The sequence below is a fragment of the Agarivorans sp. 1_MG-2023 genome (assembly GCF_030548385.1).
In the GTDB taxonomy this organism is placed as follows: domain Bacteria; phylum Pseudomonadota; class Gammaproteobacteria; order Enterobacterales; family Celerinatantimonadaceae; genus Agarivorans.
Genome location: NZ_JAUOSJ010000014.1, coordinates 93,564 through 119,100 on the forward strand (window position 1 = coordinate 93,564; position 25,537 = coordinate 119,100).

Genomic DNA, 25,537 nt, shown 5'->3' on the forward strand with positions numbered 1-25,537 from the left:
TTAAACAACTAATTGCCAATCAAGTAGTTTATCCGTTCAAAATAAAGGCGATTATCAGATAATTAAATAAAATAGTGGTACAATCTCGGCGTTTTAGTCTGGATGAACATCAATATAGGAAACTTATGTTTAAACGTTCTTTGTTAGTTGCGAGCCTTTTCGCAATGAGTAGCACCGCCGCCCTTGCTAGCTCAATTAAATTTGACCTTAATAACGACGTATTTGAGACCGGCTTTTCAACCGCCATTGCACCAGGTGCCGAGATGTCCGCTAACTACATGTACTCTCGTCCAGAGGGTGATTTAGCAGACTTTGGTATTAAGGCTACTCACCAACAAGATATTCATAAGTTTTCTATCGGCGCTAAATTTACCAAGCTATGGGCAAACAACCGCGAAAACCCACACGCGTTTGCAATTGGTGGGGATTACAAAATTACTGTGGCACAAAACTTAAATGTGTCAGCGAGTGCTTATTACGCTCCGTCAGTGTTAACGAGCAGCGAGTTAAACCGCTACTACGATTTAGATGCCAAAATCGCTTACTCGATTATGCCTCAAGCTGATGTTTACCTTGGCTATCGCGCCATTCAGTTTCGTTACAGCAACGAGCCCGATTTAGATTTTACTAAAGGCCTATACATTGGTGCAGCCTTTAATTTCTAAATAAAAAAAGCCCTGTTAAACAGGGCTTTTTATTAGAGGTATGTTCTTAAGGAAAAGAAATATAAAACTATTTAAAAGTACGCTGGCGCGTTTTTTCTAAGCCCTTCAAGATCTTATCTAAACGATCAGGGTGAACCATAAACTCCTGGAAACCTTTCATGCCGGCTTTGGCCATTGCAGGATCAGTATCGCGATCATAGAACTGAGCAGTACCTGCTGCAGATCCCAACATAGCCACACCTTTATTCAAGAATTCATTGTCTTCAGCTTTAGCCTTCTTGTTAGGCGGAATTTGCAATAAGGCTTTATTGATTTTGGTTTGGTTCTCAGGACGAGCCATAAACGCTAGGTATTTTCTGGCGTCTTCTTTGTTCTTGGCTTTTACAGGAATATGTAAAGTATCCATTGGCGCATCTTCCGCCACACCTACCGTTGGGTCGATAATAGGGAATTGGAAAAAGCCCATTTTATCTTTCATGTCTTCTGGGAAGTTAGGCGTAATGAAGTTACCAATCAGGTACATGGCTGCATCACCGTTGTATAGGAACGGCTGCGCTTCTTGCCAAGAGTATGAAGCGTGGTTTTCTAGGAAGTAACCAGGCTCGATCATCTCTTGCCATTTCTTCATCGTTTTCACAACACGAGCATCAGTGTAAGGCACCTTGCCTTCCATTAATTCCATGTGGAAATCTAAGCCATTTACTCGCAAGTTCATGTAGTCGAACCAACCTGCAGCAGTCCAAAGGTATTTGGTACCAATTGCGATGGGAGCAACACCATTCTCTTTAAGGATTTTAGAGGCTTCAAGTAACTCTTCCCACAAGTAAGGCTCTTCGATGTCGTACTTCTCGAAGATATCTTTACGGTAGTAAATGCCCCACTGGTAGTAGGTGTAAGGAACACCCCATTGCTTACCGTCAATGGTCATAGCTGGAGCTGCGGTAGCAAAATCTGAGGCCATATTGTTGGCTTCCCAAATGTCACTCACATCTTCAAACAAACCTTTGTCTACAAAAGCCTTCATACGGTTACCCGCATACCAGTGAACAACATCTGGCGGCGACGTCACTAACCAGTTACGGATAGTGGTTTTGTAAGCTTCGTGATCATACAAATTGTATTTCACTTTAATGTCTGGGTACTCTTTTTCAAATTCAGCAATGATTTCTGCAAATGCGGCTTTAGGTGCAGGGTCAGAAGCGTCAGAGTTAATAATCAGCGTACCAGCATTGGCATAGCCACTGATTAAAGTAGCTAGCGCAAGCGCCTGACCACATTGTTTTAGTTTACTCATCATTTACATTCCTTAGTTTTTGTTGTCCTTGTGAAGGATTTATTACTTCCCTCATTATTGCTTGAGGGTGCGTTTAGCCTTTGGTTGCCCCTAGAGTCAACCCAGCAATAAAATGACGTTGCATGGTAAAAAATAGTATGACCGGAGGTAAGGCCGCAACTACTGCACCGGCTGATATCAACTGCCAAGATGCCAACCATTGTCCTTGCAACGCACTGAGGCCAGCGGTAACGGGGCGAACTTCATCGCTTTGTACCAATACCAAGGCCCAGAAAAAGTCATTCCAAATAAAGGTAAATACTAATACTGCTAACGCGGCTGTTGCCGGTTTAACTAGCGGCAATACAATATGCCAGAAAATCTTAAACTCACTAACGCCTTCAACCCGCGCAGATTCAATCAGTTCGGTAGGTAAACCAACAATAAAGTTACGCATAAACAGCGTACAAAAGCCGGTTTGGAAGGCAATATGAAACAAAATCAATGCCCAGTGAGTATCGTACAAACCAAACTGAATAGTGAGGTCTCGCACCGGAATCATTAAGATCTGAAACGGAACAAAGTTACCTGCAATAAAAGTAGCAAAGATCCAAATATTGGCTTTGAAGTTGTACTTAGCCAGCGCAAAACCAGCCATGGTCGACAAGGCCACACAGCCAGCTACCGCAGGTAAAGTAATAATTAAACTATTCAATAAATACTGAAACATCGGGGTTGATGTAAAAACCTGCGTATAGTTTTCAATCAACATCCACTCGCTTGGCCAGCCCCAGTAATTACCTTGGTTAATGTCATCCAGTGAGCGCACCGACGTTGCCATTACAGCAATTAACGGCAGTAGCCATAGCACTATCGAAATAGGTAGAGCGACTCGGTAACTAATATTGGTAAAGGCAGAGGCCTTTTCTATAGGACGTGGGTACATTATTTCTCACTCCTTATCATCCGCCACAAGAAGTAAGCGATATAGATATCCATAATTAAAAATAGCACTACAGCCACCGCAGCACCGTAACCCATGCGATAGTTGAAAATAGATTCTTCGTACATCATGTATGCCAGTACGGTTGAGCTTCCCCATGGTCCGCCAGCGGTCATGGTGGCCACTAAGTCGAAGGAACGTAGCGCACCAATCACTGTGACAACAATGGCAATAAATGTCGCGGGCCTTAGCTGAGGCAATACGATGTACCAAAGCATTTTAAAGCCTTTGGCGTTATCTAAACGGGCAGCTTCAAGCTGTTCGTGATTAAGATTGTTTAAGCCGGTGAGGTACAAAATCATACAGTAGGCAATTTGTGGCCATAAACCCGCAGCAATAATGCCGTAGGTCACTAAATCTTCATCGGCGAGAATAGAAATGGGGTCACCACCTAGGAAGCTAATAACGCTATTTAGTACGCCAAAGCTCGGGTCGTAGAACCAAGAGAAGACTAAACCCACTACCACTTGTGAAATAACAAAAGGGAAAAAGAATAACGCTTTAACTAAGCGTATTCCGTATACCTGCTGATTCAAGAACAGGGCAATAGCCAATCCCATCGGTGGCGCCAGCATAAACAACACCATCCATAAAATGTTGTTGGTTAAGGCTGTCCAAAATTGGTCGCTGTCAAACAGCTCTACATAGTTTCCAAAACCAATAAAGGTTTTCTCGCCCAAACCATCCCACTCAAAAAAGCTAAGCCAGATGCTGTCCAGTACTGGAAACAAAACATAAATTGAAAAGATGATTAACGCTGGACCTAAAAACATCCAAGGTGCTACGTCACTAGCGCGTAATCGTTTACCCGACACTAACTCAGACGCCGTATTTACGGCATTTTTCTGAGATTTATTTGAAGAACTCGACGCCATTCCATGTTCCTTATTTGCCTGCCGGTATCCAGTAATATAGCTATAAATAGCAGATTTCTGTTGATACGCATCGCATTTCAGCAAGTTTCACCGCCCTTTCGAGCGTTCTAGTATCTATCGTTATTATCAAACTTAGATCAAATATTGTGACAAGTAAACGTTTTCACCAAGCAATTGTTAAGGTAAAGTAACGAACTATGATCAACATCATACTTGTTCAGTTGCTAGAATTATAAGTGACCAATGATAGGGATAGAAAATGGCAGATATCACACTAAAGGGCTTAGTTAAACGCTATGCCAAAGTAGAAACAATTCACGGCGTAGACCTAGACATCAACCACGGAGAGTTTGTCGTGTTTGTTGGCCCATCGGGTTGTGGTAAGTCTACCCTACTGCGGATGATTGCTGGCTTGGAGGATATCTCCGACGGCGAACTAAGCATTGATAATCAAGTAGTTAACCAAGTTGACCCGGCCGAGCGCGGCGTGGCAATGGTATTCCAATCTTACGCCCTTTACCCCCACATGACCGTAGCCGAGAACATGGGTTTTGGCATGAAAATGAATGGCGTAGACAAAGCTGAAATCGATAAAAAAGTGTCCATGGCAGCCAAAACACTGCAGATGGAAAACTTACTACAACGCACACCAAAAGAGCTTTCTGGTGGCCAACGCCAACGAGTTGCAATTGGCCGAGCCATTGTTCGCGATCCTCGCGTATTCCTGTTTGATGAACCGCTATCAAACCTCGACGCAGAGCTGCGTGTTGAGATGCGTTTACAAATTGCCAAACTGCACAAAGAACTACAAACCACCATGGTCTATGTAACTCACGACCAAGTAGAGGCGATGACCTTAGCCGATAAAATTGTGGTACTGCGTGCTGGTAATATTGAGCAAGTAGGTTCGCCACTAGAACTCTATAATTACCCAGAGAACTTGTTTGTGGCAGGCTTTATTGGCTCTCCAAAAATGAACTTCATGCCAAGCACCGTAAAAGCATTAGAGGGGAATACTGCAACAATAGAGCTACCAGACGGCCAGCAAATTAATATAGAGGTGAGAGATAACAGCGTCACAGTAGGTGAAAAGCTGCAACTGGGTATTCGCCCAGAGCACTTGCGCTTAGATGACAGCGGCGAACTCAAGCTGGCCTTCCAAAGTGAAGTGAGCGAACGCCTTGGTAATGCCACCTATTTGTTTGGTCAATTGGGCGAAATTGATGGAATCAAAGTACATGTAAACGGTGACCACCAAGTGCCCCGTTACACTGAAATTACCCTTAGCTGTGACCTAAACGAATGTTATTTGTTTAACGAAGCAGAACAAGCGGTAAGGGTTTACCAAAAAACTATTAAGTAATACTAGTTGGCTATATCACACTAACGGAACAAAACGCGTAATCATTGCTCATTAAGCACACTTAAACAGTAATGATTGCGCATTATTATTCAATACCAACAATTTAAACAAACACTCCCCCTTCGCTTTTGCGTATACTTTTCAACATGTTCATTTGTTGAGAAAAATCATGTTAATCAAAACCCTGCGACTAAGCCGCAGTCAGCGCACTATCTAGGCAAGCGCTGGCTGGCAATTCGCCTTACTTACCCATGACTTACGCTCGCAATCAAGGAAATTAGCATGTCTCAATTTAGTCACTCAAAATACCAAGCCTTTAAACCCGTCGCTTTGTCTCAACGACAATGGCCAAGCAATACCATTACTCATGCCCCTCAGTGGTGTAGCGTAGATTTACGTGATGGTAACCAAGCCCTTATTGAACCCATGTCAGTAGAACAAAAACAGCGTTTATTCGCGTTATTGATCAAACTAGGTTTTAAGCAAATTGAAGTGGGCTTTCCTGCCGCATCTACTACTGATTACGACTTTGTTCGCTGGCTTATTGAAACCAATCAAATCCCAGACGATGTCTCAATTCAAGTATTAACCCAAGCGCGTCCAGCCTTGATTGCAAAGACATTTGAAGCCTTAAAAGGGGCAAAAAATGCCATTGTGCACTTGTATAACTCAACTTCAAAAGTACAACGCGACAAAGTGTTTAAGCTAGATAAAGCCGGGATTATTGAAATAGCAGTTAAAGGCGCACGCGAATTACAACAACATGCAGACTGCAATCCCGACACCAATTGGCAATTTCAGTATTCTCCAGAGAGTTTTACTGGCACAGAATTAGATTTTGCCGTGGATATTTGTAATGCCGTGGTTGCCGAATGGCGGCCTAAAGCCAGCCAAAAAATCATTTTAAATTTGCCAGCGACGGTGGAGATGTCTACTCCCAACATTTATGCCGATCAAATAGAGTGGTTTATTCATCACATCGATCATCGCGAAGATTTAATTATTAGCCAGCATACTCATAACGACCGTGGTTGCGGCATTGCTGCAGCAGAATTAGGGCAATTGGCTGGCGCAGATCGGGTAGAAGGCACCTTGTTAGGCAATGGTGAGCGCACCGGCAATATGGATATTGTGACCATGGCCATGAACTTGTATAGCCAGGGCATTGATCCACAATTGAACTTGGCCGATGTAGACGAAATTGTGCAAGTCGTGAAGTTTTGTACCCAATTACCGGTGCACCCACGCCACCCTTACGTGGGCGAGTTGGTATTTACGGCCTTTTCTGGCAGCCACCAAGATGCAATTAAAAAATGTTTGGATATTCAACAGCCAGAACAACACTGGGATGTGGCCTATTTACCCATCGACCCAGCTGACCTTGGACGTGATTATCAAGAAGTGATCCGTATTAACAGTCAATCCGGAAAAGGCGGCATCGCATACATCTTAGATAAAGACTATGGTATTCAGTTGCCACGCTGGGCACTTATCGAATTTAGCGCAGTGGTTCAGCAAGATGCCGAGCAAAGCGGTGAAGAAATTAGCCCCGACAAAATTTGGCAGCTATTTCAGCGCCAGTATTTGCAGCAACAACGCGCTTATCAGTTGGCTAATTACCAAGTCAATTATGAGCAGCAAGAGCAAGTACAGGTATTGTTAGAGCGTGACCAAGAACAGTTTCAGATAAAGGCCAGCGGAAATGGTGCATTAGCCGCCTTTGTTAATGGCTTAGCTCAGCAGTTCAATATTGAGATTGAAGTGTTAGATTACAATGAACATGCCTTGAGTAAGGGCGCAGAGGCCGAAGCGGTTTGTTATATTCAAGCCAAAATCGCCGGCAAACGCTACCTAGGTGTAGCTATTGATAAAGACATTCTAACGGCAAGTTTAAAAGCCACACTATGCGCTTTAAACCAAGAGTTATGCCAGCAGCCTATTGGTGAGCCAGCATAACTGAGTACTTAAACCAGCGCTTGGCAGCGCTGGTTTATTGATTAATGCTGATGACCACCAGCGCCATGAGCATGGCCATGTGCCAGTTCTTCTTCTGTTGCAGCACGCACTTCTACAAGCTTAATGGCAAAGTCTAAGTGTTTCCCGGCATAAGGGTGATTAGTATCGATAGTCGCCATAAACTTGCCCACTTTTACCACTGTGACTTGGCGTGGGCCTTGCTCGGTTTGTACCACTGCAGGCATACCCGCTTTCCAGTTTTTAGCACCTTGTAAATGCTTAACTGAAATACGTTCAACTGCATTCTCGTCACGCACGCCATAGCCGTCTTCCGGGGCTAAACTAAGCGCTATTTCTGCGCCTGCTTCTTTCCCTTCAAGACCCGCTTCAATAGCGGGAATCATCGCTTTATGTCCATGTAGATAAGCCACGGCATCTTGTTGGGTGCTTTCTAGCATTGGGCCGTCTGTTTCGTGCAAGGTGTACTCAAAACGTACAACACTATCTTTAGCAACTTTCATGTTCTTTTCTCAAACCATTAAATGTTGCAACACTAAAACAGAAACCACTATCTTTGCCAAGTCTTAGGGGTGTTTTAGCTAAACGCGGGTAATGTGCTGACTAATCAAGGAACAGTATCAGGCTGTTCGACTCATCGTTGATACTGGCTTCAAACTCACATTGAGATTTACTCTTAGACTTTGTGGAAACGTTTACATCCATTTCCGACTTAGTGAGTGCATTTCGTCGATTACGGCGTCGTCGTGATGGCAATACTGCCATTTCAACTTCCTTGATGTCATACGCTAGCATTCAGCTCTCCCTGCAAATTAGCTTTTTAATTAGTATGCGGATTTATTGTTACAGGAATTCAGCCTAGTTGAAGATATCGCTTTCTACAGCACGACCTTAGTCGTATTTACTTTTTAGCTATCACGTAAGCAGCTCAGTCTCTATGCGCTAATTCATAAATTGAATAACAGTGATAACCATGAGGTGCTTGCCCAATCCTTCATATATGTTCAGAATCCAATCAGATATGACGAAAGATTAATCAACAAGGAGGTTGAAATAATAAGAGGTGACCGATGAGTATAGATAATGTTGTTCAATATGCATCCCCTACAGAACCAAGCCATGCATCACAAGCACTAATGGAGCACTTGTTCTCTTTACGCAGCTTGCCTAGCCAGCAGCATCTAAATGAAATAGCCAGTTTAAGCCTAGAGATTCAATCTTTAGACACCTTAAACCAACTCTCAATTTTGCGTGATACTGCCGAGCGTCAACACCTATTCGAAAACTTTGAGTCTAGCTCGTGGTTTGTACAAGAAGGTGGTGACTACTTGTATCGCCCAGAGCTACTGCGTAATGCCCCGCTGACTAAAGTGATGCTACTACTCAAAGAAACGCTCACTTATCGTAATTGGCAGGGTTTATTGCAATTAGCTCACCCGCATTACTTACCGCAGCTACTAGGACGCATAAGAGATTTTAGCGACTTAGATTAAAGCGATTGGCAGATAAACTCTGCTAAACCATCAAAACCACCGAGATGGGGCTGCAGATCTATATCTAAATCAGGGTAATCTTGCTTAGCTTGTTCAATTATTCTCGGCAAATCGTTCACAACATGGGTGCCCGCAGCCAGAAAATGCGGGTACATAACGATTTGCCTGATCCCCGTTTGATAACACTGCTCGATTTTTTGCGAAATACTCGGCTCAACTAACTCCAAAAACGCGGCGTGCACTTGCTGATAATCACTCAACTTGTTAGCCATTGCTTCGGCGAGAGTGACCACTTCTTGATTTGATTGGGGACGGCGGCTTCCGTGTGCCACTACCAATAAGGCTTTCATATTCTTCCTACTGATCGATTGAACGGCTGAAATAGCAGATCGCTTTGCAGCTTAATTTAAGACTTAGTTTACTGAATCGAACCGGAGATGGGAAAAATAATCTGAAGGAAACAAAAGAGGAAAAATTAGCCTCTGCAAGCAGAGGCTAATTAAAGAAACTATTTAACAGCGTCTTTTAATGCTTTACCAGCTACAAAGGCAGGTACATTGGCTGCTGCAATTTGGATCTCAGCACCAGTCTGAGGATTGCGACCAGTGCGGGCTGCACGATGATTAACTTTGAATGTACCAAAGCCGATTAGCTGAACTTGGTCGCCTTCTTTAAGCGCACCAGTTACCGCACCTAAAGTTGTTTCCAATGCTAGTTTTGCTTGAGCTTTTGATAGGTCAGCTTTTTCAGCAATAGCATCAATTAGTTCAGTTTTGTTCATAATGTCTAAATCCTTTATGTTCGTTTTAAATAATCCAGCTTCACTTTAAGAGAAAAAAAAACCCCGCGCAAAGAGTTTTTCTGCTTTAGAGCCTTGTTTGGCGGGGCTTTAACCAATTTATGCGTAAACAGTCACAAAAACACCCAGTATTTGACGTTTATTCCGAACTAATTGCTTTCTAAGCAGATACCTAAATTGCTGACACCTTGGTTCACTGCCAGCGTTTTCAAGGCTTGAATGGCGTTTTTATCGCCATCTGCTTGGTCAACAAGATCCAACAATGCACTCTGAAAAGCCATTTCGTGCTGTACTAATTCTTGCTGCATTATTTCAGCTTCGCTTTGCTCACCAAACTGCAACTCCAAAAAACTTAAAACGCTGGCTAAAGAGGTTTGGCTAGCTTGCTCTGCTTCTTGGCCAGTAGATTCTAACAAAGCACTAAACAAACACTCTGTCACTACGCAACAATCTAAAGCTGGATATACCCCGTACATATCGTAATCTTGAGGCTCTGGGATCAAGTCTTCAAAACGTTCCCGCTGCGCGGAAAAGTTAATGCGAGTTTTAGGGTACATGGCACTTTCCCAAAACAGCGCCAATAGTTTTTTAAAGTCGGCATCATGCTCAAGCTCTACCGCCTGACAAAACAACAAATAATTTGGCGACATTCTTTGCAACAGTGCTAGGCAATATAAAGATTGTTGTTTGGCAGACAACTGCGCTAAACGGTCGATATCACATGGGGTAAGCATTGTTTGCTCCGCGCTAAATAAAACGATTAAGATAATCGAAAGGCTAATAGGTTATGCAGCTTAACACCAGCGTAATCGCTTAGCTAAATTAACTCTTGTTTGCGAAGAACTAAGGTGCAACATGCAGATCACTATTATCAACCCGCAGGCTAAACAATATGCCGCGGCCCTTCAGCCACAATTTCCTCAATGTGATTGGCACCTCGCGTCGCATGTCTCTGAGCTGTCTGATATGGCTCTACAAAGCCAAGTATTATTAGCTACGCCCAGTGATGCAGCCCAAGTGCTTACCAGCATGAAAAACCTAGCATGGCTTCACTCTACCTTTGCAGGAATAGATGCCCTACTCGCCGAAGATTTGCCTAAGCATTACCTACTCACAAATAGCCGAGGCACCTTTGGTCCTTTAATGAGCGAGTATGTGTTTTCTTATCTACTTGCGCACACTCAGCAGCACCTTGCCTATCGGAGCCAGCACCAACAAGCCTTGTGGCAGGCTCTGCCTAGCAATAGCTTACAGGGGCAAACCTTTTGCTGTATTGGCAGTGGCAATATCAGCCAACACCTCGCAGGTACAGCTCGTCACTTTGGTATGCGACCGGTCGCATTAAGCCATAGCGGTTCGCCAAAAACGGCCTTTGACCACGTACAAGCGTTTTCCCAGCAGCAACAACTCTGCGCTACGGCCAAGGTCGTGGTAGCCGTATTACCCAATACCCAAGCGACTCAAGGTTTGCTAGACCAGGATTTTTTTGCGGCCTTAGCCGACGATGTGGTGTTTTTTAATGTAGGCCGAGGGGCAACATTAAATCAGCAAGCCTTACTGCAGTTTCTAGAAGCCAAGCCCAAAGCGCGGGCAATACTTGATGTCACTAACCCCGAGCCGTTGCCAGAAGACCATCCTTTATGGCAACAAGCCAACTGCATGATCACGCCACATATCTCGGCACCTAGCCGGGTAGCAGATATCATTCAATTGTTTGCCGACAACTTAAGCCGTTATTTACAGGGAGAAGATTTGATAGATAAAGTGGATTTTACGAAAGGTTATTAACAGGCAGCGAACGATTCGCTGCCTTGAGAGATTAATCTGCGTCGCCTTCAAAGGCGATTTGCTTTTCTAAATCAAAGGCGGCAAATGCGCGGTCACCTAAGGAGTTAAGAACTTTCACCTCTCCATCTAAAATGGCAATGATGATTTTTCCTAGTTTATCTTCATTAGGGATAATGACCCGGCCTTTGCTACTTTGACTCAGCTCAGACAGTACCTGTTGCTGTAACAACAGTGGATTATCTTCATCATAGTAAAGCATGGTTACTTTCATAGCTGTTCCCTAACGCTTACCCATCAACTTAAACATACCAACAAACTCACTAGCAAATAGCAAGTTTGGCTCACATAAACATCAAACGCTCTGTATTAAGCCTGTAACAAGCAATAAGCTTTTGTCTCTAAAGACTATTTGATTACAAAAACCACCGCTATGTATTTAAAAGTAGCATAGCTTTTGAATTGCGCTTAATGATGGTTTTGCTTTTAAGCATAGCTTATAGTCGAACAACTGTTATTAGAGAATGAGAGCAACATGGCTTACAAAGAGTACAAAGTAATCGCAATTACCGAAGGGGCTTTAGGCACCTTGTTTCTAGGTGCATCAGGCATGCCTTTGCAAAAAGTAGAGGCAAGCTTGAACAAGGAAGCTAGCGATGGTTGGCAGCTGGTATTTCAGGTGATTGAAAATCGTCGCTTCTGGTTATTTTGGAGTCGCGAAACGGTAATTGTGACTCTAGGGCGTTAAACCATGTTAAACCGCGAGCAATTAGAACAGCAGCAAGAACAACTGCGTTTATCGGTGAGAGAGCTGCCTGACGAGCGACGTAAGCAGTTTCATCATGCTTGGCAAAAACAAGTAAAAGACCCAGATAGCTACGCTGTGCTTAACTATTTGATGCTCGCGGGATTACACCATTTTTATCTAGCTAAGTGGCTACGAGGTTTGCTCAATCTTGGCATTTCACTGGTGGCTCTACTGTTAATGCTAGGTGGCGTTTGGCAATGGGGTTTAGCGATGTTAATCGCCATCACCGTGGTCGAACTGCCCGCACTGTTTCGTTCAGAGTTAATGGTGCTGCAGCACAATAACCAAAAAATGCAGGCCTTACTTAAACAACTAAAAGAGCCCTAGTTTTTGGGCCCTTTGAATAACCACAATACAATGCCAGCTAGTGGCAGTAAGCAGATTAAAAATATCCAAAGATATTTACGGCCAATTTCCGCACTGCTGTTTAAAATCTTCACTATGGCGAATATGTCGCCAACTAAAATCACAATGGCTAACAACAATGACAGAGACATTGTTACTCCTCGTTAAAAAATTTTGCCTATTCTAAATCAATTTGGCGACGCAGGTTAAACAGAATGCTCTGACGGCTTTTTGCTAATTCGTTATCTGGTTGCAAACTTATTTGTTGAGTGGCCATTTGCAGCTCAAAATACAACCAGCTACGCACAAATACTCCGTAGCGAGTATCTAAGCCAAATGCCACTAAGCGTGAATAATCATTGGCTTGGCCAGGTTCAGCTTGGTAAAGCTGATTACGCGATTCCACCAGCACTTCGCCTAATTGCTTCTCTGAAACAGGGGCAGCAGCAAATGCAGCAGCACTAGAAAACCAAGCAATCAGAACTGCCGAGAATAAAAACTTTTTCATCAAACCTCTCCTACTCAATCAATAACTTAATGGCCATTACTAATAGCAGCAAGGCAAATGCTTGCTTAAGCCGTTTGGCGGGCAAACGATAAGCTAAGCGACTACCTAAACGGGCAAATATGGAGCTGGTAAGCACAATGCCTAACCATGCCGGCAAATAAACATAACCCAAACTCCAGGCCGGTAAGTCGGCTTCATGCCAACCATTATAGATATATGCAACAGTGCCCACTAACGCAATCGGTAAGCCACATACTGCCGAAATAGCAACAGCTTTGGGAGCTGATACGCCATACCAACTCAAACTAGGAAAAGTAATGGTACCGCCGCCAATGCCAAACATAGCAGAGATACAGCCCACAATAGCACCTAATAAACTAGTGCCTGCAGGCCCAGGTAAACAGCGTTGAGCCTTAGGCGTTCTACCAAACGCCATATACAGCGCCATAACCAGTAAGAAACCAGCAAAATAGTTAGTTAAGTGATCGGCATGTAAGCGGGTAGCCACCCAAGCGCCAAGCATCGATCCAAACACTATGCCGCCACCCAAGCGTTGCACAATATTCCAATCAATTGAGCCACGACAATAATGGGCGTAGCTGGCGCTACTAGCTGTGATAATAATCGAGGCTAATGACGTGCCAATGGCTAAGTGAATCGCCGACTCACTGGCAAAACCCATGGCTCCAAAGCTACCAATTAGCACCGGCACAATGACTAAACCACCACCAATACCAAATAACCCCGACATTAAACCTGCCGCGGCACCAATAAGTAAAAAACTAAGAAACATCATAGCGATAAATAGAAAATTCGATTATCTAGTGCGCTCAGTCTGCGGGATGACTAGCTGTTGCGCAAGCACTTCTGTTTTACCATTGAGGGTATGATAAGAAAGATAAGGAAGAACGTTAGGTTCACCTACACTTTTTAGCTTATAGGTAACAACCATTATCAGCACAAGAATAAACACTATGCCTATTTGCAAAGGGGATTTCATAACAAAAAGCTCTCAGTTACGGCCAAAAATGAACTTCATCCGTAAAGAGTTCTAAGTACTTTACTATATCAAAGCTGAGGGCAATAGCGAGGGTAATTCAGTTAAATAACACGCCGTATAGCTAATACGTGTTATTTAACTTTGTTATATGTGAAGTAGGTAGATATTAACGCTACTTGTGATAAGGCGCGCTTAATTCATGAACAGCGTCAATAAAGGCACCCGCATGCTCAGGGTTTACATCTGGGTGAATGCCATGGCCTAAGTTAAATACGTGACCATTGCCTTCACCAAAACCTTCAAGAATAGTGGCAACTTCTTCACGAATACGCTCTACTGGCGCATACAACATTGAGGGATCCATGTTGCCTTGCAAGGCCACTTTGTCGCCAATGCGTTTTTTCGCTTCAGCAATATTAATGGTCCAATCTAAGCCTACCGCATCACAACCCGTAGCAGCGATTTGCTCTAACCACTGACCACCGTTTTTGGTGAATAAAGTCACTGGCACAGTTTGGCCATCGGCTTTACGGGTTAAGCCATCAACAATTTTGTGCATGTAACGTAACGAGAACTCGTTGTAATCGCGTGGCGATAATACACCGCCCCAAGTATCAAATATCATCACCGACTGAGCACCAGCAGCGATTTGCGCATTCAAATATAAGATCACTGATTCAGCTAGTTTATCGAGTAACAAGTGCAGAGTTTGCGGCTCGCTAAAGGCCATTTTTTTAATACCAGCAAACGACTTAGTCGTGCCGCCTTCAACCATATAAGTAGCCAAAGTCCAAGGGCTACCAGAAAAGCCAATCAGCGGTACTTCGCCTTTCAGCTCTCGCTTAATAGTGCGAACGGCATTCATTACATAACCCAGCTCTTGCTCTGGATCTGGCACACCTAAGGATTCAACTTGTGCCCTGCTGGTCACTGGGCGTTCAAACTTTGGGCCTTCTCCGGTAGAGAAATACAAACCTAAACCCATAGCGTCAGGAATAGTAAGAATGTCGGAAAACAAAATAGCCGCGTCAAGCTTAAAACGACGCAGTGGCTGCAAGGTTACTTCACAAGCCAAGTCAGCATCACGACACACCGACATAAAATCACCTGCGTCTTTGCGTACAGCTCGATACTCAGGCAAATAGCGACCCGCTTGGCGCATCATCCATACTGGTGTTACGTCTACAGGCTGCTTTAACAGTGCGCGCAAATAGCGATCGTTTTTAAGTTCCGACATTAACTTTCCCGATTATCTAAAATTTTAGCTAGTGCATTGTAACTAGCTGCCTTAACAACTCAAGCCTTATAACTAAGCCTGAGCAGTTTATGTAAGACCCCATAATTATTCGTTAGTTTTTTGTCCAAGCCAGTGATTAATCATATCTCGGGCAATCGTGCCAGTTGGCGGAAGGTGAGGCAGGTCGCTGTAATCAAACCACTGGGCATCGGCCAGTTCGCGACGGTCAATATTCACCTCACCAGTGTCATATTCGGCAAAATAAGCGGCCATAATTGAATGTGGAAACGCCCAAGGCTGGCTCCGCCAGTAACTCACATTTTTAACCCTAATACCGGTTTCTTCATGCACTTCTCTATGCACGGTTTGTTCAAGCGTTTCTCCCGCTTCAACAAAACCAGCAATGGCCGTGTATATCGGTTGCTCTTGCTTTTGATGGCGGCGATGGTTTGCTAACAGCACTTTGCGGCCATCACTAATTAGCACAATTATGCTGGGCGAAATTCGTGGGTACGCTCTAAAGCCGCAATGGTCACATTGCATGGCTAACTCCCAGTCCACCCGTTCTAGGGCTTCACCGCAACTGCCACAAAAACGATGGGTTTTAAGAAACAAGGCAAATTGTTGCGCTTTTCCTACCAAGTTAAAGAGCGGGCCACTGAGTACCGACATACTGCTGCGTAAATCAATCCACTCACCCATGCCCAAATCAATTGCTTCGCTCAACTCCAAACGCAAACATGCCTCGCCTTTATAACTGGCAAAGCGTTCAACTTGGGTAAAATCTAACTCGGGTAAAGGCAGGTCCTCAACATCACCGTAAGGAATACACTCACCTTGAGGGATCACTAATATCTGGTTGCCGCAGGTAAAAAACCACCAGCCAAATTGTTTACTCACACTTCATCCTTTCTCTAACGCGAGCTTGCTCAATAGGCAAATAATGACCAAGCTTACACTACATAACAAGCTTTTCACGACTGACAAATGTTTAGCCACGCCTCACTTAAACTAAATATCGGTTGACGAAAGCCCCGATTTTATTTAGTTATAGTTATATTCTTTAGGGATTTAGGAGCAAGGGCAATGCTAAGCAAACTTGAACAAGCTCAAGCCAAATGGGGAGGCGCCAGCCAAGTTATCGATGCTTGGTTAGACGCTAGAAAACAATTGTTAATTGCCTACTGTGAATTAGCAGGTCTACCGCCCTACGACACCGCTGAACGCTCGCTACCGCCACTGCCGGCGATTACCCAATTTTGCCAACAGTTAGTTGATTACGCATCAACAGGTCATTTTGAAATCTACGAGCAAATTGTGAGTGAATGCGCCAACGATGGTGATACCAAACCTGGCGAAAGCTTATTACCGCAAATAACCGAAACCACCGACACCGCGCTGGCCTTTAACGACAAGTACGCCGAAGTGAGTGAAGACATCGAGCTCAATAGCTTCGACAGAGACTTATCTCAGTTGGGTCAAGAAATGGAAGAACGCTTCGCAGTAGAAGACGAGTTACTCGACCATTTATACCAGCACAGCCAACAAAGCGCTGCTGCAGAATAAATACTTAAAAAAGGCCTCACAAGAGGCCTTTTTTATTACTTTGCTATAAACAAAAACGCAGCACCTAAGCGCTGCGTTTTTTTGATCAAGCTATTGATTAGCTAGCTGGCGTTTCTGCCGCTGCATCAGCTTTTTCAATTTCCATCAACTCAACTTCAAATACTAAGATTGAGTTAGGTGGAATGCTACCTGCGCCGTTTTCACCGTAACCTAGCTCTGAAGGGATGAAGAATTTGTACTTCGCGCCTTTAGACATAAGTTGAACACCTTCGGTCCAACCTGGAATCACACGGTTTAGTGGGAACGTTGCTGGCTCACCACGGTCGTAAGAGCTATCAAAAGTAGTTCCGTCAGTTAGGGTACCTTTGTAGTGAACAGTTACTGTATCAGCAGCGCTTGGCTTGTCGCCTTCAGCGTCAGTTAATACTTCAAACTGTAGACCAGATTCAGTCACTGAAACGCCTTCGCGAGCAGCGTTATCTGATAAATACTTAGCGCTTTCAGCTTGAGCTGCAGCAGCATCTTCAGCCGTTTTAGCTTCTACCAATCCAGCAAGTTTCTCGTCTAGCGCTTTAAGTGCTAGCTGAATTTCTTCTTCAGACATGGCTACTTCGCCACTTAAACCGTCTTGCATGCCTTTAAGAACTAATGCGTTATCTAATTCAAGACCCAATTCTTTTTGCTGCTCAAGTGTAGTGGCAATGTAACGAGATACAGAAGCACCAATTGCATAGGCTTGCTGTTGACCTTCGTTCTCTAAGGCTACTTGAGCTACCGCTGGAGCTTCAGCTTTCTCTTCCTGACAGCCAGTAACGGCTAAAATCGAGGCGGCCAAAACCGACACGGCAAAATACTTTTTCATTCATTTATCTCCAATTAAGTCGCATTAAATCTGTGGCATAGCGTGCAAGATCATTATGAATAATTAAACACTTAGCCCGCAAAGCCCTTATACTAACCCTATTAGTCAACACAACCTAGTGACAGTTCCGTAAAAAAACGCAAAAAAATGACAATTATTAAGTTATTTGTAATTTATAGCTTTACTCTGCTATTAACCAGTTGTAGCGACGACTCACCTCCTGTTCGCAGCTGGGAGCAAGCTACTGACGGATCTTATGCTGCCGATTTTTCGTCTGACGGCAGCCTCAGTTTGGTCTCTTCTATTCACCACGGTTTAAGCCTGTGGGATGTAAAAGAACAACGTCAGCTATTTCAGTGGGATCATCAAAATCAAGCCAACAACCAAGTCTTTTTGGTTAAAATTGCCGAGGGTAACCGCTATGCCATAAGTGCCAGCCGTGATGATTTTGTGGTGTGGGATATCGCCAGTGGCAGAGCGCTAGGTTATTGGAAGCTCAGTGAATCGAGCATTCGCGACATTGCCTTAACCAGCAATGGCCAACAAGTTCTGATTGGCTTAGGCGATGGCAAAGTCATCCACCTCGACCTACTCTCTGGCCGTCGCTTAGAGTTTTTAGGTCACAGCGAAAAAATTAACGCAGTGGCGCTATCCGCTAATGGCCGTTACGCCCTCACCGGCGGTAACGATTACCAAGCACTATTTTGGGATACCCAAACCGCCCAAGTTATTTTGCGCTTTCCGCATCAAGGGCGGGTATCATCGGTCGCTTTAGAGTCTAACGGTAAATACGCGTTTACTGCCGATAACGGCAAGCTAGCCCGAGTATGGGCCATTCCAAGCGGCGAGCAAGTTAGCCAGTTAAAACTTACCGCCCGACAAAACATATTTTCATATGTGAGCTTTGCTAATCAAGGCGAGTGGTTACTTACCGGCTCAGCCGCCAGAAAGTTAAGCGTTTGGCATGTAGCAAGTGGCCAAGCACTGCAACATTGGCTAGTCACCCCTACCAAAAAAACACGTCCCAAAAGCGCGGTTGTGTATAGTGCGGCGATGCTCGATAATGGCCAGCTAGCGAGCGCCAGCTCGAGCGGTTTAGTCGAATTTTGGGAATTAAAGAAGTAGCGGTATGAATCAGCAAGAATTAGACGGCGTTATTGAACGCCTTGAAACCAAAATAGCCTTTCAAGAAGATACCATCGAGCAGCTAAACCTTGCCCTACAAGATCAACAAAATCAGCTAGAAACGCTACAACATCAGTTTAAGCTTATTCGCGCCAAATTGTTTGAAGGCGATGGCAGCGCAGCCGTCGCCCCTCAAGAGCAAGAAACACCGCCACCGCATTACTAAGTGGAATACTGACATGTCTGTAGCCTTTCGCCTGGCGCTTGAAGCCGACCTTCCTCGCATTGTAGAGATCTACAACTCGATCGTAGCCTCTCGCCAAGTAACAGCCGATACAGAAGAACAAACGGTAGCCTCACGCCTTCAATGGTTTAAGCAGCACCAACACCCCAAGCGCCCTTTATATGTAATAGAACAAGCCGGGGAAGTGGTTGCCTGGTTAAGCTTTAGTGATTTTTATGGTCGCCCAGCTTACCAACATAGCGCCGAAATCAGTCTCTATTTAGCTGAAGACCAGCGCGGTAAAGGCTTAGGCAAACGCTTGTTACTTGCCGCTGAACCCATTGCCCAAGAACTGGGAATAGAAATCCTGTTGGCCTTCATATTTAGTCATAATGTGCCTAGCCTTGCCTTGTTTGAAAAGCTTGGTTATCAAGACTGGGGCCAGCTGCCAAATGTGGCAAGAATGGATCAGCAAGATTATAGCCTGACAATTTTGGGCAAAACCTTAGCTTAATAAACTAACACCATGTGTATCCAAAAACTGCTCATGGTTATTTCACAATATCGGTGAGAATAATAAGGACTGGCTTTTCAGCATAACGAGCCCCACTAAACAAATTAAGCCTGCGGCAGCCAATTTTACGCCTAAGCGCAGCACTCGATATTTTTGGCCGGTTAAGGAAACATAACGCTTAGCCAGTCCTCCTCCCGATAATGATAGCCAAGCAAGCAAACCGATCGCTATCGCCGTGCCCAATCCCATTGACAGCGCACTGACTACTCCCAACCAATAAACATTTAAAGATTTTGCAAATATCAGTGCCATTAGCGCCCCGCTGCATGGCCGCATACCAATACTGACAACAATAGCGAAATAGTCTTTCAAGTTGCTGGCCTCGGTTAATGACGCTGAACTTGCTACATGGCTATGCCCGCATTCACAATCGTTATTGTGTGGGCTTAACAGTGGCGTAAAAGGCACTGTATTGGTCTTAAGCTCTTGGCCAGTAAGCCGTGGCCCAATATTCACCAGATTCAGTTTTTTCTGCGAGCTTCGGTATTGTTTAATGCCCTTCCAAGCCACAATTAGGCCCAGTAATATCATCGCGATATAACTCAACTCAACCAGCCGTTCAGCCTGAATATTGAGTTGGCTAATGCTGCTGTCCATAACAAATAGCAGGGTACTCACCAAGGTGATAGCCACCAGCGCTTGCAGCATAGCCGCAGATAAAGAGAGTTTAAGGCTGGTCTTAAGTTTCGCCGGATGAGTACTCAAGTAACTGGCCATAATCACCTTGCCATGCCCCGGCCCAACTGCGTGTAAAACCCCATAGCTCAGGCTAGCTAAAAACGTTGTCCACATTGCCTTTGCCGGATGTTGCGATGCCAAGCTCAACAGCTCACTAATGTAGCGACTCAGTTCCATTTGCCAGCGCTTAGATTGCATCCACAGCTGAGGAAATGACAACCACAGATAAATACTGCTTCCGCCCACAACTAACAATAGACAGGCCAATAGCAGCACAGAGCGATGGTGACGGCTCATCATTTACATCCTTACAGTGATTCGCAGGTAATCACGCCCTGCTGAGTAAACAATTTACCTAAAGCGTTATCAGGGCTAGCATCGGCAGGCAGCGCCAAGGCATAACTCATTTGTTCTGAACTAGGGCTTGGCTCTATAATTTTTTGACTACACGCCGCTTGTAACTCAATCGCGAGAGCAAGATCGCCTGAATCGCGCCAGGACATATCAATGTAATAGCTGGGATCAAAAACACGGATATCTAAGGTCCCCTGTCCCATTGAAATAGCTTGCATTGAAATAGGCTGTTTGAACGACAGGTAAAAACTAAAACTCACCTTGAGCCCTTCAATAGTAACCCGTTGCATGCTAGCTCCGGCCAACTCGACTGGCTGCTGATTCCAATAAACCTTGGTAAAATAATCAAAATCGCTAATGTTATTCACTAAGTCTTGAGCCATACGGGTTAAAGTTGGCTGGCGATTAACACCGTCTAGATCTTCGCCGTCCAACATATAAGCAGAGGTCATAGGGTCAAATTGCCACACCATGCTTATCCCGTTAATTTGCTGGTTTTTTCCGTCCACATAACTTCGCACATCAATCCATGAATGAGGGTGTGCGCTCACCAATAAGGGCGCCATGCATAGCATGGCAACCCACCACAGCGCTCTATTTATTTTAAGCACCTTTGGACTCGCTAAAACCGCTACTTAAGCGCATTCACTAAAGTGGAGATGTTATGCTCCATCATTCCTATGTAGGTTCCTGCGGCTTGATCCTCGCTTGCTAAAGCATCGGAATACAGCTCACCGCCAATGTTAACGCCGGTTTCGCGGGCTATTTGCTCGATTAAACGCGGATTAGATACATTTTCTACAAATACGGCTTGGATATTTTGCTGGCGAATTTGTTTGATAATGTTAACCACATCGGCAGCAGACGCTTCTGCTTCGGTACTCATACCCTGTGGAGCAGTAAAGTGAAAACCATAGTCTTTAGCTAAGTAGCCGAAAGCATCATGCGAAGTAATCACATTACGTTTGTTTGCAGGAACCGAAGCCATTTCGGCCGCTAAACGTGCTTGCAGCTGCTTAAGCTGACTAAGGTAACGCGCGGCGTTTTCTTCAAAGTAGGCTCTGTTTTCGGGTGATACCTTTACCAGCGCCGCAAGTATGTTGTGAACATAAGTACGCGTATTTATCACACTATGCCAAGCATGTGGGTCAAACTCGCCATGGTGATGAGCATGATGCTCTTCTTTACCTTCGTCATGGTGTTCAGCTTCATCTTCGTGATGTGTTTCGTGTTCATCATGGTGAGTAGCCTCGTCTTCATGGTGTGCTTCGTGCTCATCATGGTGTGTAGCCTCGGCTTCATCTTCATGCTCCTCCAGATGAATCACATCAATGCCATCAGTAGCGGCAAGCATTAAACCTTGAAAATCTGCGGCCTCAACTAAGCGCTCCATCCAACCTTCAAAACCCAAACCGTTTATCACTAACAGATCTGCATGGGCCACTGCTTGCGCATCTGCGGGTGAGGGCTGATAAACATGAGCATCTCCGTTCGGCCCGACAAGGTTAGTCACTTCTATTTGCTCTCCCCCTACTTGCTTTACCAAGTCTTTTAGCACACTAAAGCTAGTCACCACTTTTACCGGGGCGGCCAAACTAATCGTTGGAAGAAGCACACATAGAGAGAGTGTAAGGCTGACAATAAAACGGCGAATCATAAGAGCATATCCTTATTGTTATGATTAAAAGAGGGAGTTGGTTTGCCACTGCGGAGTAAACCATCGAGTGGACTAAACACCACAGAAATGAGGTAGCAAGCGGCTAGCAACAGCACAATGCTTGGGCTGGTAGAAAAGCCAAAGTAATAAGACAACAACAGCCCGGCCCAACAGGCAGCAACGCTGAGTAATATCGACAACAGCAACATAGGCTCTAGCTTGCGGGTCCAAAATCGGGCGATACAAGCGGGCAAAATCATTAGGCCTACAGCCATTAGCGTTCCTAGCGCATGAAAACCCGCCACTAAGTTGGCCACAACCAGAAACATAAAGGCCAAATGGGCCACTTTTCCGCTACTACCAAAGCTATCTAAATAGTCTTTATCAAGCGTTCCCAGTACCAGTGGTCGGTAGATAAGAGTAAACACTACCAAGCTGCAAACACAGGTAATCAATAGCAGCGTTAACGCGGTATCATCCAGCGCTAAGGCGGTGCCAAAAAGAACATGCAAGAGATCGATATTGCTGCCTTTGGCAGAGATGAGTAACACGCCTAAAGCGAGTGAACCTAAATAAAAAGCCGCGAGGGTACTGTCTTCACTGCTTTTAGTTTTAAGCGCTGTAGCACCGGCTAACATCGCCACCAGTAAACCCGCGACTAAGCCACCAATGGTCATTGATACCACCGACAAACCACACAACAAATAAGCCAGGGCTACTCCGGGCAAAATGGCGTGAGCCATCGCGTCGCCAGTTAAACTCAATCGCCGCAACATTAAAAACACCCCTATGGGTGCTGTGCCCAGCGACAAAGTGGCGCAACCCACCAGCGCTCGGCGCATAAATTGGTAATCAATAAAGGGGGCAAACAGTAAGGATATTAAATCAAGCATGTTAGTTCGCCCGCTTTAAGTTTTGACCAACAAACTCAACAACCCTTATCGAGGGCTTCGCCACTGCAGAGTAATGAGGAGTATGCAGTTCATCACTGCTAGCTTGCACAACCCCACCTTCTTTAAACAACAAACAATGCTCGAAATGCTGTTTTACTAACTCCAAATCATGTATTGCAGCAACAATAGTCGCGCCGTTTTCTTGGCAACGCTTTAGTTGCTCAAGCAGTACCGATACAGTCGCCTCATCTACGCCGTTAAAAGGCTCATCAAGCAGCAATAATTTGCTGCGTTGTAATAACATCCGCGCAAACAAGGCTCGCTGTAATTGCCCGCCCGATAGTTCACTTAACATCTTGGAAGCTAAGTTTTCGATCTCCACCTGAGCCAGTGCCTGTTGCACCTCATGCTGGTAACGCCGCATCGGTTGCCACCAACCTGTTTTTGCCCATAAACCGGCACTTACAAACTGTTTGAGATTGATAGGGAAACTACGTTCTACGCTACATAACTGAGGCATGTAGGCAATGTCGTGACGAGGATTGATATGGTAAACCAAGTCACCGCTCAAGGGCTTAATCACGCCTAAAATAGTTTTTAATAACGTGGATTTTCCGGCACCGTTAGGGCCAACCAGCGCCAGCATGCCATTGCTGGGGATAAAGGCTTGTACGTTATTTACTACGGCTTGATTAGCATGGTGGCCAATAGTCAGCGCATCCATCTCAACAATCGCTTGCATGACCTATACGGCTCCATAGGTTAATAAGATGAGCAGCGCCGCCACTAACACTAACGAACACAAACGCGCGGCCAAGCCGAGATAATAAAAATGCATAGCTTCATCGCCACCAATACAAATGATATGATATAACGTATCATTCATAAACTTATAATGTAAAGAGAAGAAATTGTTGAGATCCCAACTGCCCGATGTAGCCAGTTCATCGCTAACCACACATCAGCCCTCAATTAGCTGGGTGGGTATGGATGATATTTCGGTACCGGTTTATTTAGATGAGCCAGCAGGCTTAACCCATAGCCACGCCAGTGCCAGTATCGCCGTCGATCTACCTGGCGGCGAGCAAGCTGCGCGGGGAATTCATATGTCGCGGCTTTACTTTTTGCTTAACGAATTGGCTCAGCAACCACTCACTCGCCAATCTCTAGAACACTGTTTGGCGCAAGTATTAAGCAGCCATTCAGACGTTCGCTCTACCGCTGCGAGAATAGAATTACAGTTTGAGTTTCTGTTAAAGCGCCCTGCCTTAGTCAGCAATAGCCCTGCTGGTTGGCAGCGTTACCCCATCACCTTATCTGCCGAGTTAATACAAGGACAAGCGCTTTCTGTTGCCTTACAGGTCGAGCTGCAGTATTCCTCAACCTGCCCTTGCTCTGCCGCCCTTGTCAGAGAAAGTTTAGCCCACCAATTTTTACAGCACTTTGGCGAAGATAAAACCTTAAGCCCTTCACAAGCCGCAGCCTGGCTTAAACAAAATGGTACCCTTGCCACACCACACAGCCAACGCAGTGTGGCCTTAGTATCACTGCCATTACCCACGCACTCTAAAGCTTTAGGCTTGGTCAATTTGATTGAACAACTAGAAGCGATTATCGCCACTCCAGTACAAACCAGCGTAAAACGCGCCGACGAACAAGCCTTTGCCGAACTAAACGGCGAGAACTTAATGTTTGTAGAAGATATTAGCCGACGCCTCACCCAGCAACTTACACCGCTTTATCCCAGTATTGCGATTCAAGTAAGGCATCTCGAAAGCTTACATGCGCATAACGCCTTTGCTCAGGTATCGCCACGCACCTCAACAGTGAAACTACAGCCACTATTTGCTCAAGGAAGCCGATAATGAACATGCCAACCACCACGCCAGTAGTCAATACTGGCGCAACCGCCCAAGCCCTCACCGAGATCTACAGCAGTCAAACTGAGCTAGCAGTGTGGCAGCGCCAGCCTGATCCCCAAATTGCAGAATACGCTGCCAGCTTGGTAGATGAGCAAAGTACTTTTAGAGGAATTTCTGCCAGGCTCAATACCAACGAAGTAGCAAGCTATATCAGTGATAAACTACCGCCAGGCACAGGCCGCCAAGCCATGATTGATGACCTAGTGCTAGTGTGCGATATGTTTAGCTGCTTATTCGAACTCGACGTAATTGGTATGCGCTTGGTCAAACTAGAGCAAACTATGTGTCCAAAACTACACTGTGATCAGGTACCATGCCGCTTGCTACTGAGTTACCTAGGCGCTGGCACACAGTACAGCGTATTGCCTAAAAGCCGCTTAGCCGAGCAGCCCAGCCAACCGCCATTACAAGACCTGCCATTGTTTGCAGTCGCCTTATTAAAAGGGCAAGCTTGGGACGAAGAGAGTGAGCACGGTTTAATGCATCGCTCGCCCACATCAGATGAGGTATACCCTCGTTTATTGCTGAGTTTAGATTTCGCCAGTTAGCCACATT

At 45.0% G+C, this 25,537-nt stretch carries 34 protein-coding genes; 13 read left to right on the forward strand and 21 right to left on the reverse strand.

What is annotated here, in order from left to right; all coding sequences use genetic code 11:
• Window positions 1–125 precede the first annotated feature (125 nt).
• Window positions 126–665, forward strand: coding sequence for a YfaZ family outer membrane protein (locus tag Q4592_RS18220; protein WP_137673806.1), 540 nt, complete (start codon window positions 126–128; stop codon window positions 663–665).
• A gap of 67 nt (window positions 666–732) precedes the next feature.
• On the opposite strand, the gene Q4592_RS18225 is transcribed toward Q4592_RS18220, so the two are convergent.
• The 3 genes from Q4592_RS18225 to Q4592_RS18235 all read right to left on the reverse strand — a co-directional run bounded on the left by Q4592_RS18225 (window position 733) and on the right by Q4592_RS18235 (window position 3,816).
• The gene (locus Q4592_RS18225; RefSeq protein WP_201798745.1) at window positions 733–1,962 is read right to left on the reverse strand and encodes an ABC transporter substrate-binding protein; all 1,230 of its coding nucleotides are present in this window, start codon (window positions 1,960–1,962) and stop codon (window positions 733–735) included.
• A 70-nt stretch (window positions 1,963–2,032) separates the two neighbouring features.
• Window positions 2,033–2,884 carry a carbohydrate ABC transporter permease gene (locus Q4592_RS18230; protein ID WP_137673805.1) on the reverse strand — a complete coding sequence of 284 codons (852 nt, stop codon included), beginning with the start codon at window positions 2,882–2,884 and terminating at the stop codon, window positions 2,033–2,035.
• Entirely contained in the window at window positions 2,884–3,816 is a 933-nt protein-coding gene (locus tag Q4592_RS18235) for a carbohydrate ABC transporter permease (protein ID WP_174235951.1), read from the reverse strand. The genes Q4592_RS18230 and Q4592_RS18235 overlap by 1 nt, the downstream gene beginning before the upstream one ends.
• 259 nt (window positions 3,817–4,075) lie before the next feature.
• Between Q4592_RS18235 and Q4592_RS18240 the strand changes: the two genes are divergently transcribed.
• Together Q4592_RS18240 and leuA are read left to right on the forward strand one after the other, a co-directional pair.
• Window positions 4,076–5,179: an ABC transporter ATP-binding protein gene (locus Q4592_RS18240; protein WP_137673804.1), complete on the forward strand. Its 1,104-nt coding sequence runs from the start codon at window positions 4,076–4,078 to the stop codon at window positions 5,177–5,179.
• A 282-nt stretch (window positions 5,180–5,461) separates the two neighbouring features.
• Window positions 5,462–7,135 carry a 2-isopropylmalate synthase gene (gene leuA / locus Q4592_RS18245; RefSeq protein WP_303515856.1) on the forward strand — a complete coding sequence of 558 codons (1,674 nt, stop codon included), beginning with the start codon at window positions 5,462–5,464 and terminating at the stop codon, window positions 7,133–7,135.
• A gap of 41 nt (window positions 7,136–7,176) precedes the next feature.
• Here the strand turns inward: leuA and Q4592_RS18250 are convergent, their stop codons facing one another.
• Window positions 7,177–7,656, reverse strand: a complete 480-nt coding sequence (locus Q4592_RS18250; RefSeq protein ID WP_137673802.1) for a peptidylprolyl isomerase — start codon at window positions 7,654–7,656, stop codon at window positions 7,177–7,179.
• Window positions 7,657–7,756: 100 nt separating this feature from the next.
• Window positions 7,757–7,948: a hypothetical protein gene (locus Q4592_RS18255; RefSeq protein WP_303515859.1), complete on the reverse strand. Its 192-nt coding sequence runs from the start codon at window positions 7,946–7,948 to the stop codon at window positions 7,757–7,759.
• Between the two features lie 275 nt (window positions 7,949–8,223).
• Between Q4592_RS18255 and Q4592_RS18260 the strand changes: the two genes are divergently transcribed.
• Entirely contained in the window at window positions 8,224–8,646 is a 423-nt protein-coding gene (locus Q4592_RS18260; protein ID WP_303515861.1) for a hypothetical protein, read from the forward strand.
• Here Q4592_RS18260 and Q4592_RS18265 read toward each other — a convergent pair.
• The 3 genes from Q4592_RS18265 to Q4592_RS18275 all read right to left on the reverse strand — a co-directional run bounded on the left by Q4592_RS18265 (window position 8,643) and on the right by Q4592_RS18275 (window position 10,179).
• Window positions 8,643–8,996 carry a sirohydrochlorin chelatase gene (locus tag Q4592_RS18265; RefSeq protein WP_303515864.1) on the reverse strand — a complete coding sequence of 118 codons (354 nt, stop codon included), beginning with the start codon at window positions 8,994–8,996 and terminating at the stop codon, window positions 8,643–8,645. The two genes, Q4592_RS18260 and Q4592_RS18265, sit on opposite strands and share 4 nt — an antisense overlap.
• 158 nt (window positions 8,997–9,154) lie before the next feature.
• Window positions 9,155–9,427 (reverse strand): nucleoid-associated protein HU-alpha, encoded by a 273-nt coding sequence (hupA, locus tag Q4592_RS18270; RefSeq protein WP_137673798.1) that lies wholly within the window; start codon window positions 9,425–9,427, stop codon window positions 9,155–9,157.
• Between the two features lie 167 nt (window positions 9,428–9,594).
• The gene (locus tag Q4592_RS18275) at window positions 9,595–10,179 is read right to left on the reverse strand and encodes a YjaG family protein (RefSeq protein ID WP_303515871.1); all 585 of its coding nucleotides are present in this window, start codon (window positions 10,177–10,179) and stop codon (window positions 9,595–9,597) included.
• A gap of 121 nt (window positions 10,180–10,300) precedes the next feature.
• Between Q4592_RS18275 and Q4592_RS18280 the strand changes: the two genes are divergently transcribed.
• The gene (locus Q4592_RS18280; protein WP_303515874.1) at window positions 10,301–11,233 is read left to right on the forward strand and encodes a D-2-hydroxyacid dehydrogenase; all 933 of its coding nucleotides are present in this window, start codon (window positions 10,301–10,303) and stop codon (window positions 11,231–11,233) included.
• Between the two features lie 31 nt (window positions 11,234–11,264).
• On the opposite strand, the gene Q4592_RS18285 is transcribed toward Q4592_RS18280, so the two are convergent.
• Window positions 11,265–11,504 (reverse strand): TIGR02922 family protein, encoded by a 240-nt coding sequence (locus tag Q4592_RS18285; protein WP_137673795.1) that lies wholly within the window; start codon window positions 11,502–11,504, stop codon window positions 11,265–11,267.
• A gap of 261 nt (window positions 11,505–11,765) precedes the next feature.
• Between Q4592_RS18285 and Q4592_RS18290 the strand changes: the two genes are divergently transcribed.
• Window positions 11,766–11,978 (forward strand): DUF4177 domain-containing protein, encoded by a 213-nt coding sequence (locus tag Q4592_RS18290; protein ID WP_137673794.1) that lies wholly within the window; start codon window positions 11,766–11,768, stop codon window positions 11,976–11,978.
• Window positions 11,979–11,981: 3 nt separating this feature from the next.
• Entirely contained in the window at window positions 11,982–12,365 is a 384-nt protein-coding gene (locus Q4592_RS18295; protein WP_303515877.1) for a TM2 domain-containing protein, read from the forward strand.
• Here Q4592_RS18295 and Q4592_RS18300 read toward each other — a convergent pair.
• From Q4592_RS18300 to nudC, 6 genes are all read right to left on the reverse strand, one after another.
• Window positions 12,362–12,535, reverse strand: a complete 174-nt coding sequence (locus tag Q4592_RS18300; RefSeq protein ID WP_303515879.1) for a PLDc N-terminal domain-containing protein — start codon at window positions 12,533–12,535, stop codon at window positions 12,362–12,364. The genes Q4592_RS18295 and Q4592_RS18300 overlap by 4 nt on opposite strands.
• A gap of 26 nt (window positions 12,536–12,561) precedes the next feature.
• Window positions 12,562–12,891 (reverse strand): hypothetical protein, encoded by a 330-nt coding sequence (locus Q4592_RS18305; RefSeq protein ID WP_303515881.1) that lies wholly within the window; start codon window positions 12,889–12,891, stop codon window positions 12,562–12,564.
• Between the two features lie 10 nt (window positions 12,892–12,901).
• Window positions 12,902–13,687: a sulfite exporter TauE/SafE family protein gene (locus Q4592_RS18310; protein ID WP_303515883.1), complete on the reverse strand. Its 786-nt coding sequence runs from the start codon at window positions 13,685–13,687 to the stop codon at window positions 12,902–12,904.
• Window positions 13,688–13,708: 21 nt separating this feature from the next.
• Window positions 13,709–13,891, reverse strand: a complete 183-nt coding sequence (locus tag Q4592_RS18315; RefSeq protein ID WP_303515886.1) for a hypothetical protein — start codon at window positions 13,889–13,891, stop codon at window positions 13,709–13,711.
• A 172-nt stretch (window positions 13,892–14,063) separates the two neighbouring features.
• Window positions 14,064–15,128: a uroporphyrinogen decarboxylase gene (gene hemE, locus Q4592_RS18320; RefSeq protein ID WP_303515889.1), complete on the reverse strand. Its 1,065-nt coding sequence runs from the start codon at window positions 15,126–15,128 to the stop codon at window positions 14,064–14,066.
• 105 nt (window positions 15,129–15,233) lie between these two features.
• Window positions 15,234–16,028: an NAD(+) diphosphatase gene (nudC, locus tag Q4592_RS18325; RefSeq protein ID WP_137673790.1), complete on the reverse strand. Its 795-nt coding sequence runs from the start codon at window positions 16,026–16,028 to the stop codon at window positions 15,234–15,236.
• Between the two features lie 186 nt (window positions 16,029–16,214).
• Here nudC and rsd point away from each other — a divergent pair, with 186 nt between their 5' ends.
• Entirely contained in the window at window positions 16,215–16,694 is a 480-nt protein-coding gene (gene rsd, locus Q4592_RS18330; RefSeq protein WP_137673789.1) for a sigma D regulator, read from the forward strand.
• Window positions 16,695–16,791: 97 nt separating this feature from the next.
• Here rsd and fkpA read toward each other — a convergent pair whose 3' ends face one another.
• Complete coding sequence (fkpA, locus tag Q4592_RS18335; protein WP_137673788.1) at window positions 16,792–17,556, reverse strand: FKBP-type peptidyl-prolyl cis-trans isomerase; 765 nt, start codon at window positions 17,554–17,556, stop codon at window positions 16,792–16,794.
• A 147-nt stretch (window positions 17,557–17,703) separates the two neighbouring features.
• Here fkpA and Q4592_RS18340 point away from each other — a divergent pair, with 147 nt between their 5' ends.
• From Q4592_RS18340 to Q4592_RS18350, 3 genes are read left to right on the forward strand one after another with little or no spacing between them, the layout of a single operon-like run.
• Window positions 17,704–18,681: a WD40 repeat domain-containing protein gene (locus Q4592_RS18340; protein WP_303515899.1), complete on the forward strand. Its 978-nt coding sequence runs from the start codon at window positions 17,704–17,706 to the stop codon at window positions 18,679–18,681.
• A 4-nt stretch (window positions 18,682–18,685) separates the two neighbouring features.
• On the forward strand, window positions 18,686–18,907 hold the full coding sequence (locus Q4592_RS18345; RefSeq protein ID WP_137673786.1) for a SlyX family protein: 222 nt from the start codon (window positions 18,686–18,688) through the stop codon (window positions 18,905–18,907).
• A 13-nt stretch (window positions 18,908–18,920) separates the two neighbouring features.
• Entirely contained in the window at window positions 18,921–19,418 is a 498-nt protein-coding gene (locus Q4592_RS18350; protein ID WP_303515901.1) for a GNAT family N-acetyltransferase, read from the forward strand.
• A gap of 42 nt (window positions 19,419–19,460) precedes the next feature.
• Here Q4592_RS18350 and Q4592_RS18355 read toward each other — a convergent pair whose 3' ends face one another.
• Genes Q4592_RS18355 through Q4592_RS18375 form a run of 5 tightly spaced genes read right to left on the reverse strand, consistent with a single transcriptional unit; the run spans window position 19,461 to window position 23,802 of the window.
• Entirely contained in the window at window positions 19,461–20,456 is a 996-nt protein-coding gene (locus tag Q4592_RS18355) for a nickel/cobalt transporter (RefSeq protein ID WP_303515903.1), read from the reverse strand.
• 8 nt (window positions 20,457–20,464) lie between these two features.
• Entirely contained in the window at window positions 20,465–21,085 is a 621-nt protein-coding gene (locus tag Q4592_RS18360; protein WP_303515964.1) for a DUF1007 family protein, read from the reverse strand.
• 56 nt (window positions 21,086–21,141) lie between these two features.
• Complete coding sequence (locus tag Q4592_RS18365) at window positions 21,142–22,167, reverse strand: metal ABC transporter solute-binding protein, Zn/Mn family (RefSeq protein ID WP_303515905.1); 1,026 nt, start codon at window positions 22,165–22,167, stop codon at window positions 21,142–21,144.
• Window positions 22,164–23,060: a metal ABC transporter permease gene (locus tag Q4592_RS18370; RefSeq protein ID WP_303515908.1), complete on the reverse strand. Its 897-nt coding sequence runs from the start codon at window positions 23,058–23,060 to the stop codon at window positions 22,164–22,166. The genes Q4592_RS18365 and Q4592_RS18370 overlap by 4 nt, the downstream gene beginning before the upstream one ends.
• A 1-nt stretch (window position 23,061) precedes the next feature.
• Complete coding sequence (locus Q4592_RS18375) at window positions 23,062–23,802, reverse strand: metal ABC transporter ATP-binding protein (protein ID WP_303515911.1); 741 nt, start codon at window positions 23,800–23,802, stop codon at window positions 23,062–23,064.
• A 169-nt stretch (window positions 23,803–23,971) separates the two neighbouring features.
• Between Q4592_RS18375 and folE2 the strand changes: the two genes are divergently transcribed.
• Together folE2 and Q4592_RS18385 are read left to right on the forward strand one after the other, a co-directional pair.
• Entirely contained in the window at window positions 23,972–24,925 is a 954-nt protein-coding gene (folE2, locus tag Q4592_RS18380) for a GTP cyclohydrolase FolE2 (RefSeq protein WP_303515914.1), read from the forward strand.
• The gene (locus Q4592_RS18385) at window positions 24,925–25,530 is read left to right on the forward strand and encodes a DUF1826 domain-containing protein (protein ID WP_303515917.1); all 606 of its coding nucleotides are present in this window, start codon (window positions 24,925–24,927) and stop codon (window positions 25,528–25,530) included. Before folE2 ends, Q4592_RS18385 begins: the two co-directional genes overlap by 1 nt.
• The last annotated feature ends 7 nt before the right edge of the window (window positions 25,531–25,537 follow it).